This is a genomic window from Shewanella livingstonensis (genome assembly GCF_003855395.1).
In the GTDB taxonomy this organism is placed as follows: domain Bacteria; phylum Pseudomonadota; class Gammaproteobacteria; order Enterobacterales; family Shewanellaceae; genus Shewanella; species Shewanella livingstonensis.
Window position 1 is genome coordinate 491,492 of the sequence record NZ_CP034015.1, and the last position, 16,244, is coordinate 507,735.

Genomic DNA, 16,244 nt, shown 5'->3' on the forward strand with positions numbered 1-16,244 from the left:
TGTGATCTGATGTGGGCGCGTGATGTTAATCAATGCTAACGTCTACTGATACGAATATGAGGTGAGGTGCGGATCATCATTGTAAATCAAAAATATTATTAATTTATGTGCCATTGCAAATTGTTACCGCAATAAGTGCTAGGGTTTAGCTTACTTGAGAGAGTACAAGGCCCAACGTATTTTAAAACGGAGTTAACGGCATTGAGCAAGGTAAAATTAATCTCATACGGCATAAATTATTGCCATTGCCTTTTCAATAGTGACCTAGGTGAGGGCATGTTTTCTCAAAAAATATGTTGGCAAAATTGTGCCAACAGTACTTGAGTAAGACATTATGGTGATAGCAATGCTAGATAATAGGTTTTACTCTGACTTGCTGTCTTACGGTTAGCCTTAAATTAAGCTCTGGTATCATTAATGGCGATAATTATTTTTTATCTTTTCTTTAAGGATATATCTGCTGCGGTTCAATCAGTATGGCTTCATTAAGTGTAATTGCTTTTTTAGGTTTTAAGGAGTTGTTATGAAAGGTGTTAATTCCTTTACCAAACACTTTGATATTCAGCCTATTATTCAAGCGCCGATGGCTGGTGTTTCTACGCCGCAATTGGCTGCAGCAGTTTCAAACGCTGGTGGTCTCGGCTCATTGGGGATTGGTGCTAGTTCGGTAGCGCAAGCTCAGCAGTTGATTAGGGAAACCCGCTTGCTTACCAATGCGCCGTTTAATGTGAATGTATTTTGTCATGCACCTGCTCAGCGTGATGCAATAAAAGAACATGCTTGGTTACTCCATCTGGATGAGTTATTTGTTGAGTTGGGTGCAAAAGCACCAACCCAAATAGATGAAATCTATACCAGTTTTATCGAAGACGAAGCCATGTTCAACATGCTGCTGAATGAACGCCCTGCGGTGGTGAGTTTTCATTTTGGCTTGCCATCACGTGAAAAAATTAGTGCCCTAAAACAAGCTGGTATTTATACCATGGCCACGGCAACTAATTTACACGAAGCCCAGTCTATTGAGCTCGCTGGGATAGATGCCATCGTTGCACAAGGTATTGAAGCTGGTGGGCATCGCGGTATGTTTAATCCTGCGCTTATAGATGAACTCTTAAGCACTTCGGAATTGGTCAGATTACTGGTGCAACAGACTCAATTACCTGTCATTGCCGCTGGAGGCATTATGGATGGGCTGGGAATTAAAGCGGCTCTCGATTTGGGCGCAGTTGCTGCGCAGCTTGGCACCGCTTTTATACTTTGTCCTGAATCTGCGGCAAATGCTAGCTATCGTGAAAACCTCAAAAGTGAGCGAGCAAGTTTCACCAAACTGACTTCTGTGCTGTCTGGTCGGCCCGCTCGCGGAATCGTTAATCGTTTTATCACCCATGGCGAATCTAAAGGTGCGCCTTCGCCCGCAGATTATCCTGTTGCGTATGATGCAGCTAAACAACTTAATGCAATGGCGAGTAAACTTGATAATCACCACTTTGCAGCACAATGGGCTGGCCAAGGTGCTCCCTTTGTGCGCGAGATGTCTGTTGAGAAGTTAATCTATGTTCTGATTGATGAGTTACAGCTAGCCTAATGATAAAAAAATAGACATACTTTTTAGCGAGGCGATAAGAAAAATAGATAAAAAAAGGCGCAAAGACGCCTTTCGTTATTAAATCATTAACAGAGCATCGCTCTTGATTATGCTCTATTAATGATTTAATTAGTTGTGCATTATGCCAGTTTTAAATCGTACTGATTACGGTACATCACCATGTCTTCAATGGTGAGTAATGGCATATTATGTTTGCGACCAAAGGTAACAATTTCTGGCGTTTTAGCCATGCTGCCATCTTCATTTGTCAGCTCACACAACACACCAGCAGGCATTAATCCTGCCATTTGCATTAAATCAACAGTACCTTCGGTATGGCCACGACGTGCCATTACTCCGCCAGCACGAGCACGTAATGGGAATACGTGTCCAGGATGGGCCAAGTCTGATGCTTTGGCATCCCGGTTAGCAGCAGTTTTAATGGTGGTCACGCGATCTTGAGCGGAAACGCCAGTGGTAACACCGTGTTTTGCTTCAATGGAGATGGTAAACGCAGTTTGGTTGGCGCTGTTATTATTTATAACCATCGGCGGCAACTCAAGTTTGTTGGCGTGTTCGTCGGTTAAGCATAAACACACAATGCCGCTGCCTTCGCGGATCATTAATGCCATTTGGGCTGTGGTTAAGTGCTCGACAGAATAAATAATGTCGCCTTCATTTTCGCGGTCTTCATCATCGAGTAGTAATACACCTCGGCCTTCTCTAAGCGCTGCTAATGCATTTTCTACACGGGTGATTGGTTCGCCAAATTCGGCAAGTAGTGATAACTGATTCATGGTTGTACTCCTAAAATGACCAGAATCAGGGCTTGTAAAGAGGGATATAAATCCAAAACAAATTGCATCAACAAGCCGAGGCTAATTGATGTATCTCTATTCTCTCTCATCCGGACTATAACCGTCGGCTCTGGACTGTTAGACATTACACATAAGTAAATCTAAGTCACCAGATCTGCTGACCTCGACGAATCGAGCGCTCGCGGGCTCACTTTTTCAAGTTTACCGCCGGTGGGGAATTGCGCCCCGCCCTGAGAATTATAAACAATGTTGTTTGCGTTGATTTTGCTGTAATCGATTCAACGACTACGCGTTATTGTTAGTAAGTTACGTGAAACTCAGTTAACTCACTGCCAATTTAATCAAAACGCCTCGCTATGTTAATCAGTTACGCTGCAGATGAAAAGGGGGATAAGTCTCAAAAAGAGTAACAAATAAAGTGTAATGCCAATTTTGTGCTACCAAATGATGCTAAAGCCGCTTGCTCGCTGGTATGACCTTTGTTAGCCTGTCGCGCTTACATTAGGAGTCACCGTGCATGAATCTGTATTTTCGTATTATTTTGTTATTTTTATGGCGAATAGGTCATTGTAAAAGTATTGGTTTTTTAGGCACTAGCCGAATTGATTACCGTGCTTTACCGTTAGATTGCGATATCAATATGCATTTAACTAACTCGCGCTATCCTGCTTTTATGGATTTAGCGCGCACCTATTTGATTGCCGAAATGGGTTTGATGAAACAGTTTTTAAAAAACAAATGGTTACCGATAGTGAATGCGGCAGAGTTTACTTATATCCGCGATATTAAGCCGTTTGAAAAGTTTACCATTGAAACTAAAATTGTTGGTTGGGACGAAAAATACTTTTATATTGAACATCGTATGCTCACCGCCCGTGGCTTACATTGCATTGCGCATGTCCGTGGTGTGTTTGTATGCCGAGGTAAACAAGTGCCTATTGAAACCTTAATCGCAGCAGCCGGTTACACAGGTGACACACCTGAAATGCCTGCTGAAGTGGTTAAATGGAAACAGTTTTTACAACTAAAAAAAGAACGTAATATATAGCGTTAGTTGTTTTTGGTATCGATGGTAATTTTTAAAGATCAACAAGCTTTAATCTGCCGTATTGGCAGGTTATTGATTGGGTTAAAGGAGCTACGCAGTGGCATTAGAAAAGTTCAGTGATATTTGGGCACGAGCCTGTGAGCGTAAAGGCGGACCTGCGGCAGTTAAGTCATTGCTGCCTGACACTCTCGATGCCGATGAAATCAGCGAATATACTGATGCGCAGTTATTGTCTGTTATGAGTAAGCGCGTGTTTCAAAGCGGCTTTGTGTGGCGAGTGGTTGATAATAAATGGCCTGCGTATGAAAAAGCCTTTTTTGACTTTGAGCCCATGAAAGTGCTGATGCTGTCACCAGATCAAATTCAACAGCGGGCAACCGACCCTGAGCTTATTCGGCATCAAAAGAAAACCCAAGCGATTGTTGATAATGCTTACATGATCCAGCAGATCAATGCTGAACACGGCAGCTTTGCTGAATTTATTGCACATTGGCCAAGTGATGACATAACGGGTTTATGGCAAGTGCTTAAAAAACGTGGCACTCGTTTAGGCGGTAATACCGGCCCTTATTTTTTACGCGCAATCGGTAAGGACACTTTTTTGCTAAGCCAAGATGTACAGTCATATTTAACCGGCCATAAAGTTGTTGATGCTGGATTTACATCGCAAACGGCCTTGCGCCAATCTCAAGCAGCGTTTAATCATTGGCAACAAGAGTCAGGCATGAGCTTAGCGCAAATAAGCCGGACAATTTCATTTGGTGTCGGTGATAATAGAGTGTAATGGTTAAATCTTATAACGACATAAAAACATGGTAGTAATATTATTCGCAATCTGTTGTTTTTGGGTATCGTTTAATGGCTCTTCAACCTGAAAGATCAACGGCCAAAAACATTGGCCTTTTATCAAGCTCTGCAATTCTGTTTGGGCTTGCTCTACATCCGTCACCGTTAATTTTTCATCGTGTGTAGCGGCTTTAATCCAACGCAAAATTGCGTTCTCTGCTTTTATCACTTTTTGTAATTCTTGCTGCATTTCAGTGGTATAGAATAAATGTCCAATCACCATTCGCGACACTTCAATGTGCTCTTTTGATTGCAGATAGTTTATATCGTCACGTACTAACTGCTGTAACTGCGCATCTAAAGGCTGGTGTGGGTGATATACCACAGTGGGTTGCGATAATGCTTGCTCCCATAAGTCTGTCATCAAGGTCATGACTAAGGCTTCTTTAGTCGCAAAGTGGTTATAGACTGTTCGCTTAGACACTCCAGCCACTTCGGCTAGTTTATCCATACTTGTAGCCGCAACCCCTAATTCTTTAAAGGTTGTTCTGGCTGCTTCAATAATCGCAGCGCGTTTAAGTTGGCTGCGTGTTGGTTTTTCTGTGTTCATTGGTTTCATCTAAGCTATCTTATCGTAATATTTTACACTGAGTAGTTTACTTTTCAACAATGGATTATTAAACTACACCGTGTAGTTTACTTTTGGAAGCGATAGATGAAAATATTACTCAGTATCATATTAGTGCTAGTCACATTAATGGCTATTATTTGGCTAAGTAAATATTGGTCTGCATCGCGTACGTCAAAAACGCAAATATTTAGTAACACAGAAACAGTCTATAAAGCCGATTTGAGTAGTTTATGGCCAATTGCTAAAGCGTATTGGTCGACAAAGCGACAAGCGCCGATCCCTAAAGATGCGATTCCATTACAAACGTTAACTCCAGATATATTGGCGCAATCAACTGAAGATGCTGTATATCGATTAGGTCATTCAACGTTGTTAATGCGTATCGATGGCGAATATTTGTTAATCGACCCGGTATTTAGCCAGCGAGCCTCACCAGTACAATGGGCTGGACCAAAGCGTTTTCATCAATCGCCCATTAGTATTGCCGATTTACCAGCGATTAAAACCGTGATTATTAGCCACGATCATTATGATCATCTTGATAAAGCCGCCATTGAACAATTGGCTGCGAAAGTTGAGCATTTTGTTACGCCAACCAATGTGGGTAATCATCTTATTGCTTGGGGGGTTGCTCCTATTAAAGTCACCGAGCTTGAATGGTGGCAGTCTGTTGAGTTAACTGGCTTGAGCATTACCGCGACGCCAGCACAACATTTTTCTGGTCGTGGCTTGCTTGATAGCAATCAAACGTTATGGGCCAGTTGGGTTATTCAAGGCTTGCAGCACAAAGTATTCTTTAGCGGCGACAGTGGCTATTTTAATGGTTTTAAAAAAATTGGTGAGCGCTATGGGCCGTTTGATCTGAGCATGATTGAAACAGGCGCCTATAATGAATTGTGGAGCGATATCCACATGTTGCCAGAGCAGAGCTTACAAGCACATATTGATGTTAATGCCAAAGCGATGATGCCGGTACATAATGGCACTTTCGATTTAGCCTTGCATGATTGGTTCGAACCTTTTGAACGTATTAATCAGTTAGCAAAACAGCACCATATTAGCTTGCTAACCCCTCGGTTTGGTCAGGCAGTGCTGTTGGCTAATCCGCAGGCTGACGAGTTATGGTGGCGGAGTATTATGGTGAATCCACAAAATACAGATGAATTAAATAAGCTTGTCATCAATAACAACTAAGTTAATGTATTAACAGTGAACATACATGAGCATTGTTAATAGATTAATTTGGTCAACATGTTAACAAACAGTATTTTGAATGAACTAATAGATAGATTTTGTTTTATTACTCACTATAAAATTACAATTTGTTAACTTTTTAACTATATATAACTTAAGCTTATTATTTATTTACAATTTATTCTCATTAGGTTTGTTGTTTGAATTTTATACCTATGCGATAAAGTATATAGAAAATTTAACAGTTTAATTTTAGCTATTTTCAAATGAAATTCCTCAAGACCGAGGTGTCATATTGAAAATGAATTGGAGTAGGAGCACTCATGCACAAAGCATTGAAAGTCGCCGCAGTTATTTCTGCTGCATTATGGATTACCGCTTGTGGTAAAGGGGATGAAAATGCCCAATCACAGCAACCGCGACCACCTACACCCGTTGGCGTGATGACAGTTGAGGCTATTTCGCAAGCGATTAAGGTTGAATTGCCTGGTCGCAGCCGTGCCTTTTTAGAAGCCGAAGTGCGTCCACAAGTGTCAGGTATTGTGACTAAGCGTGCGTTTACGGAAGGGACTGAAGTTAAGCAAGGTCAGTCACTGTATCAAATTGATTCAGCAACCTATAAAGCGGCATTAGTGAGTGCAGAGGCCGATCTTGCTAGCGCAAATGCTGGATTAGCTTCAGCAAAAGCCAAAGCAGCTCGCTATGCAAAATTAGTTAAAACTAACGCAGTTAGCAAGCAAGACTTTGATGAAACAGAAGCGGCTTACAAAGAAGCCCAAGCGGCAGTGACGGTGGCAAAAGCTGCCATTAACACCGCTAACATTAACCTTGAATACACAGAGGTTAAAGCGCCTATTTCTGGTCGCATCGGTAAGTCATCTGTTACTGCAGGCGCGTTAGTTACTGCTAATCAAAGTAATACCTTAGCGACAATTCAACAGCTTGATCCGATTAATATCGACATTGTGCAGTCCAGCGCACACTTATTACGTTTAAAAGCAAATTTACGTTCAGGTCAGTTACTGAAAAGTGATAATGCTAAAGTGACTTTAATGCTTGAAGATGGCAGCACATACGATCAACAAGGTACATTACAATTTGCTGAAGTAAATGTTGACGAAACTACTGGCTCAGTGACCCTACGAGCTGAGTTCCCTAACCCTGACGGTACCTTGTTACCCGGTATGTATGTTCGTGCGCTATTAAATGCAGGCCAAGACCCACAAGCTATTTTAGTGCCTCAACGCGCTATTACTCGTAACTCCAAAGGGCAAGCTGTTGCAATGATAGTCAATCAAGATAACAATGTTGAAATGCGCGTGGTACAAACCGCTGAAGTGATTGGTCATCAATGGCGCATCGTTGATGGTTTGTCTGTTGGCGATAAATTAATTGTTGAAGGGTTACAAAAAATCCGCCCTGGAGCACCTGTTTCAGCACAGGTGTTAACAGCCGACCAACCACAAAAATAGGGAATAATTATGGCTCGCTTTTTTATTGACCGCCCTATTTTTGCTTGGGTGATTGCATTATTAATTATGCTTGCAGGTGTGCTAGCCATTAAAGGCTTGCCCATTGCACAGTATCCAAGTATTGCACCGCCAACTGTGGTGATCAGTGCTTTCTATCCAGGTGCTTCGGCTAAAACCATGGAAGACACGGTTACTCAGGTGATTGAGCAGCGCATGACCGGGCTGGATAATTTACGTTATATCTCATCGACCAGTGACAGTTTTGGTAATGCGAAGATTACTCTAACGTTTAACGCTGAGGCCGATCCCGATATTGCTCAAGTTCAAGTTCAGAACAAGCTGCAAGCGGCTACCCCATTATTACCGACTGAAGTTCAGCAACAAGGTGTACAAGTTAACAAGTCCAGCTCGGGCTTTTTAATGGTACTTGGTTTTGTGTCTTCTGATGGTTCAATGGGTAAAAGCGATATTTCCGATTATGTTGCTGCCAATGTGCAAGACCCAATGAGTCGTGTACCTGGTGTGGGTGAGTTAACACTTTTTGGTGCGCAGTACGCAATGCGTATTTGGTTAGACCCGCTTAAGTTAACCCAATATAAACTAACCAGTATTGATGTTATTGCTGCTATTCGTGAGCAAAACGCTCAAATATCAGCAGGTCAATTAGGTGGTGCGCCTTCGGTTGCGGGCCAAGAGCTTAACGCGACCGTATCAGCACAAAGCCGATTACAAACCCCAGAGCAATTTAAGAAAATTATTGTTAAATCTGATTTATCAGGCGCTAACGTTTATTTAGCTGATGTTGCCAGAGTTGAATTAGGCGCAGAAAGCTACGCAGTAGACTCATATTATAATGGTAAGCCAGCATCTGGTTTAGCGTTTAAGTTAGCTACCGGCGCGAATGCGTTAGATACTTCAGAGGGTATTAAAGCCAAAGTTAATGAGATGAAAGAGTTTTTTCCTCAAGGGCTTGAAGTGGTTTATCCCTATGATACTACACCGTTCGTTGAGCAATCAATTGAAGGTGTGGTTCACACATTGATAGAAGCCATTGTGTTGGTTTTCTTGATTATGTATCTGTTTTTACAAAATTTTAGAGCCACACTTATACCTACTATTGCTGTACCAGTAGTATTGCTAGGTACGTTTGCTGTGTTATCTGCAGCCGGTTTCACCATCAATACCTTAACCATGTTCGCCATGGTATTGGCTATTGGTTTGCTGGTGGACGATGCGATTGTGGTGGTTGAAAACGTTGAACGTGTGATGTCGGAAGAAGGCTTAAGTCCGCTGGAAGCCACCCGTAAATCGATGGACCAAATCACCAGTGCCTTAGTCGGTATTGGTTTGACCTTGTCTGCGGTATTTGTGCCAATGGCCTTTATGTCGGGCTCTACCGGAGTCATTTATCGCCAGTTCTCCATCACCATTGTATCTGCAATGGCCTTATCGGTATTTGTCGCAATCGTGTTAACTCCGGCATTATGTGCCACCATGTTAAAGCCTGTTAAAAAAGGCCATACCTACGCAGATACTGGATTCTTTGGTTGGTTTAACCGCAAGTTCGATGCTATGACCTCGCGTTACGAGTCTAGTGTTGGCAGTATTCTTAAGCGTTCTTTTAGAGTCATGCTGATTTACGTTGGTTTAGTTATCGCTGTAGGTTGGATTTTCTTACGCATGCCAACGGCATTCTTACCCGATGAAGACCAAGGTATCTTGTTCACTCAAGCTATTTTGCCAACCAACTCAACTCAAGAAAGCACAGTTAAGGTATTAAAAGAGGTTTCTGATTATTACCTTACTGAAGAAAAAGATATTGTAAACTCAGTGTTTACCGTTGCCGGTTTTAGTTTTGCCGGTTCTGGCCAAAACATGGGTATCGCGTTTGTGAGTCTAAAAGATTGGTCTACGCGTGAAGCCCCTGGTGAAGATGTTAAATCATTAGCGGGTCGAGCTATGGGCCGCTTTATGCAAATAAAAGAGGCGTTAGTGTTTGCCTTTGTGCCGCCATCAGTTATTGAGCTGGGTACCGCAAACGGTTTTGATGTCTATCTAAAAGACTTAAATGGTCAAGGGCATGCCAAGTTAATTGAGACGCGTAATCAATTGTTAGGAATGGCCTCGCAAAACGCTAACCTTGTAGGAGTACGTCCCAACGGTCAGGAAGATGCGCCAATATATAAAATTAATGTCGATCACGCCAAATTACGTGCGTTAGACATTGATATTAATAGCGTCAATAGTGTGCTGGGTACGGCATGGGGTGGCTCGTATGTGAATGACTTTATTGACCGCGGCCGAGTTAAAAAGGTTTATGTACAGGGTGATGCTAAATACCGTATGCAACCTGGCGACTTAGACACTTGGTATGTGCGGAATAACAATGGCGAAATGGTGCCGTTTTCGGCATTTTCATCAGGTGTATGGGAATTTGGTTCGCCACAGTTGCAGCGCTTTAACGGTGTTCCTGCGGTGAATATTCAGGGTGCGACAGTGCCTGGCTACAGTACCGGTGCAGCGATGGATGCATTAGAGGAAATGGCCAAACAGCTTCCTCCTGGGTACGGCTTAGAGTGGAATGGTTTATCTTACGAAGAGCGTTTGTCGGGTAACCAAGCGCCTGGTCTGTATGCCTTATCTATTTTAATTGTATTCTTGGTTCTAGCGGCATTGTATGAAAGCTGGTCGGTACCGTTATCGGTAATTTTAGTGGTACCACTAGGGATTATTGGTGCGCTACTGGCAATGAGTGCCCGCGGTTTACCTAACGACGTATTCTTCCAAGTAGGCTTGTTAACCACGGTGGGCTTGGCGACGAAAAACGCCATCCTAATTGTCGAATTTGCTAAAGAATACTACGAAAAAGGATCGGGACTCATTGAGGCAACTCTGCACGCAGTACGAGTGCGTTTACGCCCAATCTTAATGACCTCTTTAGCATTCGGTCTTGGTGTTGTGCCATTAGCAATTAGCTCGGGTGTAGGCTCTGGTAGCCAAAATGCCATCGGTACAGCGGTATTGGGCGGTATGATGACATCTACCTTCTTAGGTATCTTCTTTGTGCCGTTGTTCTTTGTGGTAGTTGAGCGCATTTTCAGTAAGCGTGAAAAACCCACAGAAGAGGAAGATGAAAAAGTCGATAACGATAGAAAAGATATTTAATTTTTTATATTGTTGATTAAAAAAGCCCAGTTTTACTGGGCTTTTTTGTGACTATTGTTTCTCTATTGATGCGGATGACTATAAATAGCGTTAATGGTGTTAAGTCAGCATTATTAAACAATATTTTGACTACTTTATTAAGGGAAACTGCAAGAGTGTTTAAAAAACATTCTTATAAAAATGCTTTTAGGTAGTTGATAAAGTTAAAGATTAAAATTTGATCTGTACAATGTTTAACCGCGCCAGTGCTGTTGTTTGTGTTATAGTTAAGATCTGAATCAAAACAGGTTATTAACATCTATTGATGTTTGGCTTACTCTTTTGTGGTTTATTTTTAGCAAAGGTATCGCCGATAAAGATGAACTTTTGATTAAATAATGATTATGATAGTGAATAACAATAATAAAGGATGTCACCATGCAGGTGCTTTTTATAAGCTTCACTTTAGCCGCTATTCTGGTTTATCTTTGGTATGCCAGTTTACTCAAAAAACGTACTTCAGCCATTGAAGCGCTAAAAGTGATCGACTCAAAAATTGATAAAAGACTGACATTATTTACCGAGCTATGTCAGGAAAAACCATCTTATCCACGCCCTTTAACAGATGATCAACAAGCCCAGCTGGAGTTACTAAAACAGTTACAGCCTGAACATGATTGGGAACAACCGATTGAAGAGTCAAATATGGCTGGTGGTTCGTTGTCTGTATCGATAGCCGCTTGGCAACAGATTGATCAAGGTTTAGAAGCATTATTAGCCACCGTGAATAAAGATAAACTGAGTGCAGATCAGCTCGCCGAGTATATACAACTAGAGCTCGACTTTGTGCATGCAGAAGACTTTTACCGCAAAGCAGTTGACGAGTTAAACAGTGGCGTAAAAATATTCCCAGGGTCTGCGGTGGCAAAATTTGCCCGTATTGCGCCAATGCCAATATTCGATCAAGTGCAGGATTAGTCCCATGGGATGGCGTAATCGGCACACGCTATTCGGTATCGCTACGTTGTTGGCTTGTATTTGTGTTCCTATACAAGCCAAGCAAGTGGTTTATCCTGCTGTGGAAGACGTTGAAAAGCCGCAAATTAAAGCTAAGTATATTCCTCAGCAAGCCGCAGCAAAAAAGCAGTTATTGTTACAACAATCTCAAACTACCACCGCTGAAAATCACCCAGCGCCAACGATAGAAACATATAACGTGTTGAGTCGCCGCAACACTAAGCCTGCCGATGAGCAATCAATTAATGATCAGCTGTCGTTGAATGCTGGCTATGTGGGCGATAAGCAAAAACCGCGTACGTTAACCAATAATTATTCGTTAACAAAAACGGGCTCAGTATCGAGTAAGCCTCGCGTTAAGGCCAGTTACTCCGAAAATGGTATTGTCAGTGATTTAGGCGTGGAAAAGCGTAAAGTATTTCAATACAAGCAAACCAATGGGGTGATGGTGTTTAGCGATCAACAACCGCTGGATGCAGACTACCAAGTATTATTGTACGAATGTTTTGCCTGCCGAGTCGATTCGGTTGTTGATTGGTATAAAATCCCACTATTTACCTCACCTTTTGCGACCGACGTTACGTTAGCCGCGCGCCAATATCAGCTTGACCCTGCGCTTATTCGAGCAGTAATTCATGCCGAGTCTGCTTTTAAAATGGGCGCGTTATCAAAGGCTGGTGCTAAAGGTTTGATGCAGTTAATGCCGGGCACTGCTAGCGATATGGGCGTAGATGATCCTTTTAATGCTCAACAAAATATTAGCGGTGGTAGTCGTTATCTTGCGCAGTTATTAAGTCAATTTAACGGCAACATTGACCTTGCGTGTGCAGCATACAATGCCGGCCCCACGACGGTGGTGCAATATCGCGGTATACCGCCCTATCCTGAAACACAAGCTTATGTGAAGCGCGTAAAAATATTATTAAAACGCTATCAAAAAGCATTAGCCAGTTAATTTAAGGTATTTATTAATGAACCATTTAATCCATAAAATTCAACCAAAACGTATCAAACTCACCCCTAGTAACGGTTATTGTCTCGTGGGAATGGCCAGTTTATTGATATTAGGCGCGGTTTCTTTGCCTGCTTTGGCGACAGACAAGCAAGTTTTAGTCGCACCGTCGCAAGAAGATGTGCGTTTATATGATATTGCTACCGCACCCCAAGCACAGCGGATTGAACAAGACATTCGCACCTTAGTTGGTTTTGGGACTCGCCATACCTTGTCTGATACTACATCTGATGAGCAAGGTATTGGCGCGGCAAGACGTTGGATTGAAGCTGAATTTAATCGTATATCTAAAGAGTGTGGCGGCTGTTTAGAAGTGGTGACAGTGTCGAAAACAGTAGAAGGCAAGCGTATTGCACAGCCTACTGAAGTGGTTAACGTCATCGCGATTCAGCGCGGTAAAACTGACCCTAAGCGCGTAGTCATGATGAGCGGTGACATTGATTCACGTGTTAGTGATGTGTTGGATGCTACCTCAATTTCTCCTGGTGCTAACGACAATGCATCCGGTGTGGCAGGGGCGTTAGAAGCAGCGCGAGTGTTATCTAAATACCAATTTAATGGCACTATTGTGTATGCTGCGTTGTCGGGTGAAGAGCAAGGTTTGTATGGCGGCAATATTTTAGCTGACTATGCCAAAGCGCAAAATTGGCAGGTTCAAGCAGTATTAAATAATGACATGATTGGCAATATCTCTGGCATTAATGGCGTGGTTAATAACAGCAGTGTGCGGGTGTTTTCTGAAGGTGTACGTTTTGCTGAAACCGCAGATGAAGCCAAAGAGCGTTATTTCAGTGGCGGCGAAAATGATTCTGCGTCACGCAATTTAGCCCGTAAAATTAAATCACTAGCCGACCAATACATGACGAACCTAGACGTAATGTTAGTGTATCGTCTCGACCGATTTGGTCGTGGCGGGCATCATTTACCGTTTAATCAGGCTGGTTTGCCTGCCGTGCGGATTATGGAAACTAACGAAAACTATAATCGCCAACATCAAGACATCCGAGTTGAAAACGGCATTGCGTATGGCGATGTGATTGACGGAGTAGACTTTGGTTTTACCGCCAAACTGACTGCGCTTAATGCGTTAAGTTTAGCGTCACAAGCATGGGCGCCAGCGCCGCCAACCAAGGTTGCTGTAACCGGCCAAGTGTCACCGAGTACCACCTTAACGTGGGCAGCAAGTGACGATAAAACCGTTGTTGGTTATCGTGTTTATTGGCGTTTAACCACAGTGCCAGAATGGACTCATAGCCGCTATGTCGGCAAAGTGGATCAGTTTACCTTGGATAATATGGTTATCGATAATTATTTGTTTGGTGTCGCGAGTGTCGCAGCGAATGGTAATGTTAGTCCAGTGGTATTCCCTGGTGCGGCAGGCGCGTTTTTTAAGTAATGCTCAGTCATACGTCAATAAATAACATCAAGGTCGTGGCGCTTCGCCCACACCCGACCAAGAAGGGGAAAACTGCTTCCCCCTCTTGGATCTCCCCCGCAGCTCCGACAAAGTGTTGATCCTCATAGCATAATAAAAATCGCCTAACGGCTCAGATGGTACATCCATGTACCCCTGAGCCCCTGTGCCATCATCCATGATGTCACTACGGCATTTTCATCACGCTATTTCGGACACTTCGGACGGAGAACCATTGAGCCTGCAGGTTAATTCCATTTGAAATTTGTGTGTTATTTCAATAAAGATAGTTAGGATCTGATACGACTATAAACTCACATCTTTTGCGGGTAGAAAGTCTTACTCGCCTACTTCCCACTTTACGCTAATGCTTCCGTCGGCACCGCCTAGTAAAGGCGCTAAGTAATCTAATGCTTCTTTAGCCAATACATCCATTTGCCAAGGTGGGTTAATTACCCATAAACCCGCAGCTGTCATACCAAACTCGTCACTGTCGGCGCTAATGCCTTGCTCAATACGCAGTTGTTTCTTAATGCCACTATTTTTGAGCAGCGTTAACATAGCTTCTGTTTGCTCACGTTTAACCACCGGATACCATAAAAGAAATGTCCCGGTAGCAAAGCGTTTGTGGGCTTTAATGATGGTTTCAGCAACATCTTGATAGTCAGTTTTCATTTCATAGCTAGGGTCAATTAATATCACTCCGCGGCGCTCTAATGGCGGAACCGCGGCAATTAATCCTTGTAAACCATCGCCTTTAATGACTTTAGCTTGCTTGTCTTCAATAAAGTAATTTTCCAGTAACTCATGGTCAGTTCCATGCAGTTCGTGTAGCACCATACGATCTTGCGGACGAAGCTCAACATCGACAATAGCGGGTGAGCCAGGGTACACGGTTAACTCGCCATCAAACTCAGCGTTAAAGTGCTGCACTGTTTCAACATAGTCGGCTAATGCGCTGGGTAAATTAGCGTGATCCCATAACTTGGCCACACCTTCTAAATACTCGCCCGTTTTCTGAGCAAACTCATCGGTTAACGAGTACGCGCCAGCACCAGCATGAGTATCGATATACACATAAGGTTTGTCTTTCTTCTGCATCGCTTTTAATACTTGAATAAGCATTGAGTGCTTAAGTACATCGGCATAATTGCCAGCATGATAACCGTGACGATAACTGAGCATGGGCATTTCCATTAACTAAATGAGACAGCAAAAACTGTGTAATAGCCACATTATAAGTTTTCTAGCGCGCGAGGTATAGGTGTTCACTGGTGATGGCTTTTGGCATAATGGCGTAGTTTCTTATATTGGCATGGTAATCATCTTGTTGCAGACACCTATCTTCTTTAATCAGCAGTATCCATCATTAGTCGACATTGCCCAGCGCTGGCAGCTAGTGTGGGACAAAGACGCTGCATTTGAATTGCGTTTTGAGCAAAACACCTTAAGTTTGTACAAACGAGATGAACCTAAATTAGACGGTATTAACGTTGACTTTGTATCTGGGGCTGTTGCACATAGGCGTAAGTTTGGCGGCGGACGCGGTCAATCCATTGCCAAAGCGGTCGGGTTAAAGCAAGGCGTAACGCCAACGGTAGTCGATGGTACAGCAGGGCTAGGCCGCGATGCGTTTGTATTGGCCAGCTTAGGTTGCAAAGTGATTATGGTTGAGCGCAACCCTGTGGTTGCTGCGCTATTAGAAGATGGCTTACGCCGCGCTTATGAAGATGCCGAAATCGGCCAATGGATGCAGGAGCGGATGAGCCTATTTCACGGCTCAAGCCTGGATGCATTAGCCAACGCCGCTCAATCATCGGCCACCGAAATCGATGTGGTTTACCTTGACCCCATGTACCCGCATCGCGAAAAGTCTGCTTTAGTTAAAAAAGAAATGCGCGTATTTCAAACCTTAGTCGGTGCCGACTTAGACGCCGACGGCTTATTAGCCCCAGCAATAGCACTCGCCACCAAACGCGTAGTCGTAAAACGCCCCGATTATGCTGAAGATCTCGACGGGGTAAAACCCAGCATGGTATTAGCGCAGAAAAAAAATCGCTTTGATGTGTATGTGAAAGCCGCGATGAAATAGTAGTGTTGAAATAGCGGTGATTAAGCATCAA

The 16,244-nt window shown here is 43.1% G+C and carries 13 protein-coding genes and 1 riboswitch; of the genes, 10 read left to right on the plus strand and 3 right to left on the minus strand.

Annotation, left to right across the window (positions count from 1 at the left end; translation table 11 throughout):
* Nucleotides 1-523 precede the first annotated feature (523 nt).
* Nucleotides 524-1,585: an NAD(P)H-dependent flavin oxidoreductase gene (locus EGC82_RS02310; RefSeq protein ID WP_124729323.1), complete on the plus strand. Its 1,062-nt coding sequence runs from the start codon at nucleotides 524-526 to the stop codon at nucleotides 1,583-1,585.
* Nucleotides 1,586-1,725: 140 nt separating this feature from the next.
* On the opposite strand, the gene ribB is transcribed toward EGC82_RS02310, so the two are convergent.
* A complete protein-coding gene (gene ribB / locus EGC82_RS02315) occupies nucleotides 1,726-2,382 on the minus strand; it encodes a 3,4-dihydroxy-2-butanone-4-phosphate synthase (protein WP_124729324.1) in 657 nt (218 codons plus the stop codon).
* Between the two features lie 94 nt (nucleotides 2,383-2,476).
* Nucleotides 2,477-2,645, minus strand: a riboswitch (FMN riboswitch).
* Between the two features lie 275 nt (nucleotides 2,646-2,920).
* On the opposite strand from ribB, the gene EGC82_RS02320 reads away from it, so the two are divergent.
* Both EGC82_RS02320 and EGC82_RS02325 read left to right on the plus strand, forming a co-directional pair.
* A complete protein-coding gene (locus EGC82_RS02320; protein WP_124729325.1) occupies nucleotides 2,921-3,451 on the plus strand; it encodes a thioesterase family protein in 531 nt (176 codons plus the stop codon).
* Nucleotides 3,452-3,548: 97 nt separating this feature from the next.
* Nucleotides 3,549-4,235 (plus strand): DNA-3-methyladenine glycosylase I, encoded by a 687-nt coding sequence (locus tag EGC82_RS02325; protein ID WP_124729326.1) that lies wholly within the window; start codon nucleotides 3,549-3,551, stop codon nucleotides 4,233-4,235.
* Between the two features lie 3 nt (nucleotides 4,236-4,238).
* Here the strand turns inward: EGC82_RS02325 and EGC82_RS02330 are convergent, their stop codons facing one another.
* On the minus strand, nucleotides 4,239-4,856 hold the full coding sequence (locus EGC82_RS02330) for a TetR/AcrR family transcriptional regulator (protein ID WP_124729327.1): 618 nt from the start codon (nucleotides 4,854-4,856) through the stop codon (nucleotides 4,239-4,241).
* 96 nt (nucleotides 4,857-4,952) lie between these two features.
* Here EGC82_RS02330 and EGC82_RS02335 point away from each other — a divergent pair, with 96 nt between their 5' ends.
* The 6 genes from EGC82_RS02335 to EGC82_RS02360 all read left to right on the plus strand — a co-directional run bounded on the left by EGC82_RS02335 (nucleotide 4,953) and on the right by EGC82_RS02360 (nucleotide 14,103).
* Nucleotides 4,953-6,062, plus strand: coding sequence for an MBL fold metallo-hydrolase (locus EGC82_RS02335; RefSeq protein ID WP_124729328.1), 1,110 nt, complete (start codon nucleotides 4,953-4,955; stop codon nucleotides 6,060-6,062).
* A gap of 323 nt (nucleotides 6,063-6,385) precedes the next feature.
* The gene (locus tag EGC82_RS02340; protein WP_124729329.1) at nucleotides 6,386-7,534 is read left to right on the plus strand and encodes an efflux RND transporter periplasmic adaptor subunit; all 1,149 of its coding nucleotides are present in this window, start codon (nucleotides 6,386-6,388) and stop codon (nucleotides 7,532-7,534) included.
* Nucleotides 7,535-7,543: 9 nt separating this feature from the next.
* Nucleotides 7,544-10,699 (plus strand): efflux RND transporter permease subunit, encoded by a 3,156-nt coding sequence (locus EGC82_RS02345; RefSeq protein ID WP_124729330.1) that lies wholly within the window; start codon nucleotides 7,544-7,546, stop codon nucleotides 10,697-10,699.
* A 417-nt stretch (nucleotides 10,700-11,116) separates the two neighbouring features.
* Nucleotides 11,117-11,656, plus strand: coding sequence for a hypothetical protein (locus EGC82_RS02350; RefSeq protein WP_124729331.1), 540 nt, complete (start codon nucleotides 11,117-11,119; stop codon nucleotides 11,654-11,656).
* 313 nt (nucleotides 11,657-11,969) lie between these two features.
* Nucleotides 11,970-12,650 carry a lytic transglycosylase domain-containing protein gene (locus EGC82_RS21420; RefSeq protein ID WP_415837706.1) on the plus strand — a complete coding sequence of 227 codons (681 nt, stop codon included), beginning with the start codon at nucleotides 11,970-11,972 and terminating at the stop codon, nucleotides 12,648-12,650.
* Nucleotides 12,651-12,741: 91 nt separating this feature from the next.
* Nucleotides 12,742-14,103 carry a M28 family peptidase gene (locus EGC82_RS02360; protein WP_415837707.1) on the plus strand — a complete coding sequence of 454 codons (1,362 nt, stop codon included), beginning with the start codon at nucleotides 12,742-12,744 and terminating at the stop codon, nucleotides 14,101-14,103.
* A 357-nt stretch (nucleotides 14,104-14,460) separates the two neighbouring features.
* Here EGC82_RS02360 and EGC82_RS02365 read toward each other — a convergent pair whose 3' ends face one another.
* Nucleotides 14,461-15,306 (minus strand): 23S rRNA (adenine(2030)-N(6))-methyltransferase RlmJ, encoded by an 846-nt coding sequence (locus EGC82_RS02365; RefSeq protein WP_124729334.1) that lies wholly within the window; start codon nucleotides 15,304-15,306, stop codon nucleotides 14,461-14,463.
* 130 nt (nucleotides 15,307-15,436) lie between these two features.
* Between EGC82_RS02365 and EGC82_RS02370 the strand changes: the two genes are divergently transcribed.
* A complete protein-coding gene (locus EGC82_RS02370; RefSeq protein WP_164839187.1) occupies nucleotides 15,437-16,213 on the plus strand; it encodes a class I SAM-dependent methyltransferase in 777 nt (258 codons plus the stop codon).
* The last annotated feature ends 31 nt before the right edge of the window (nucleotides 16,214-16,244 follow it).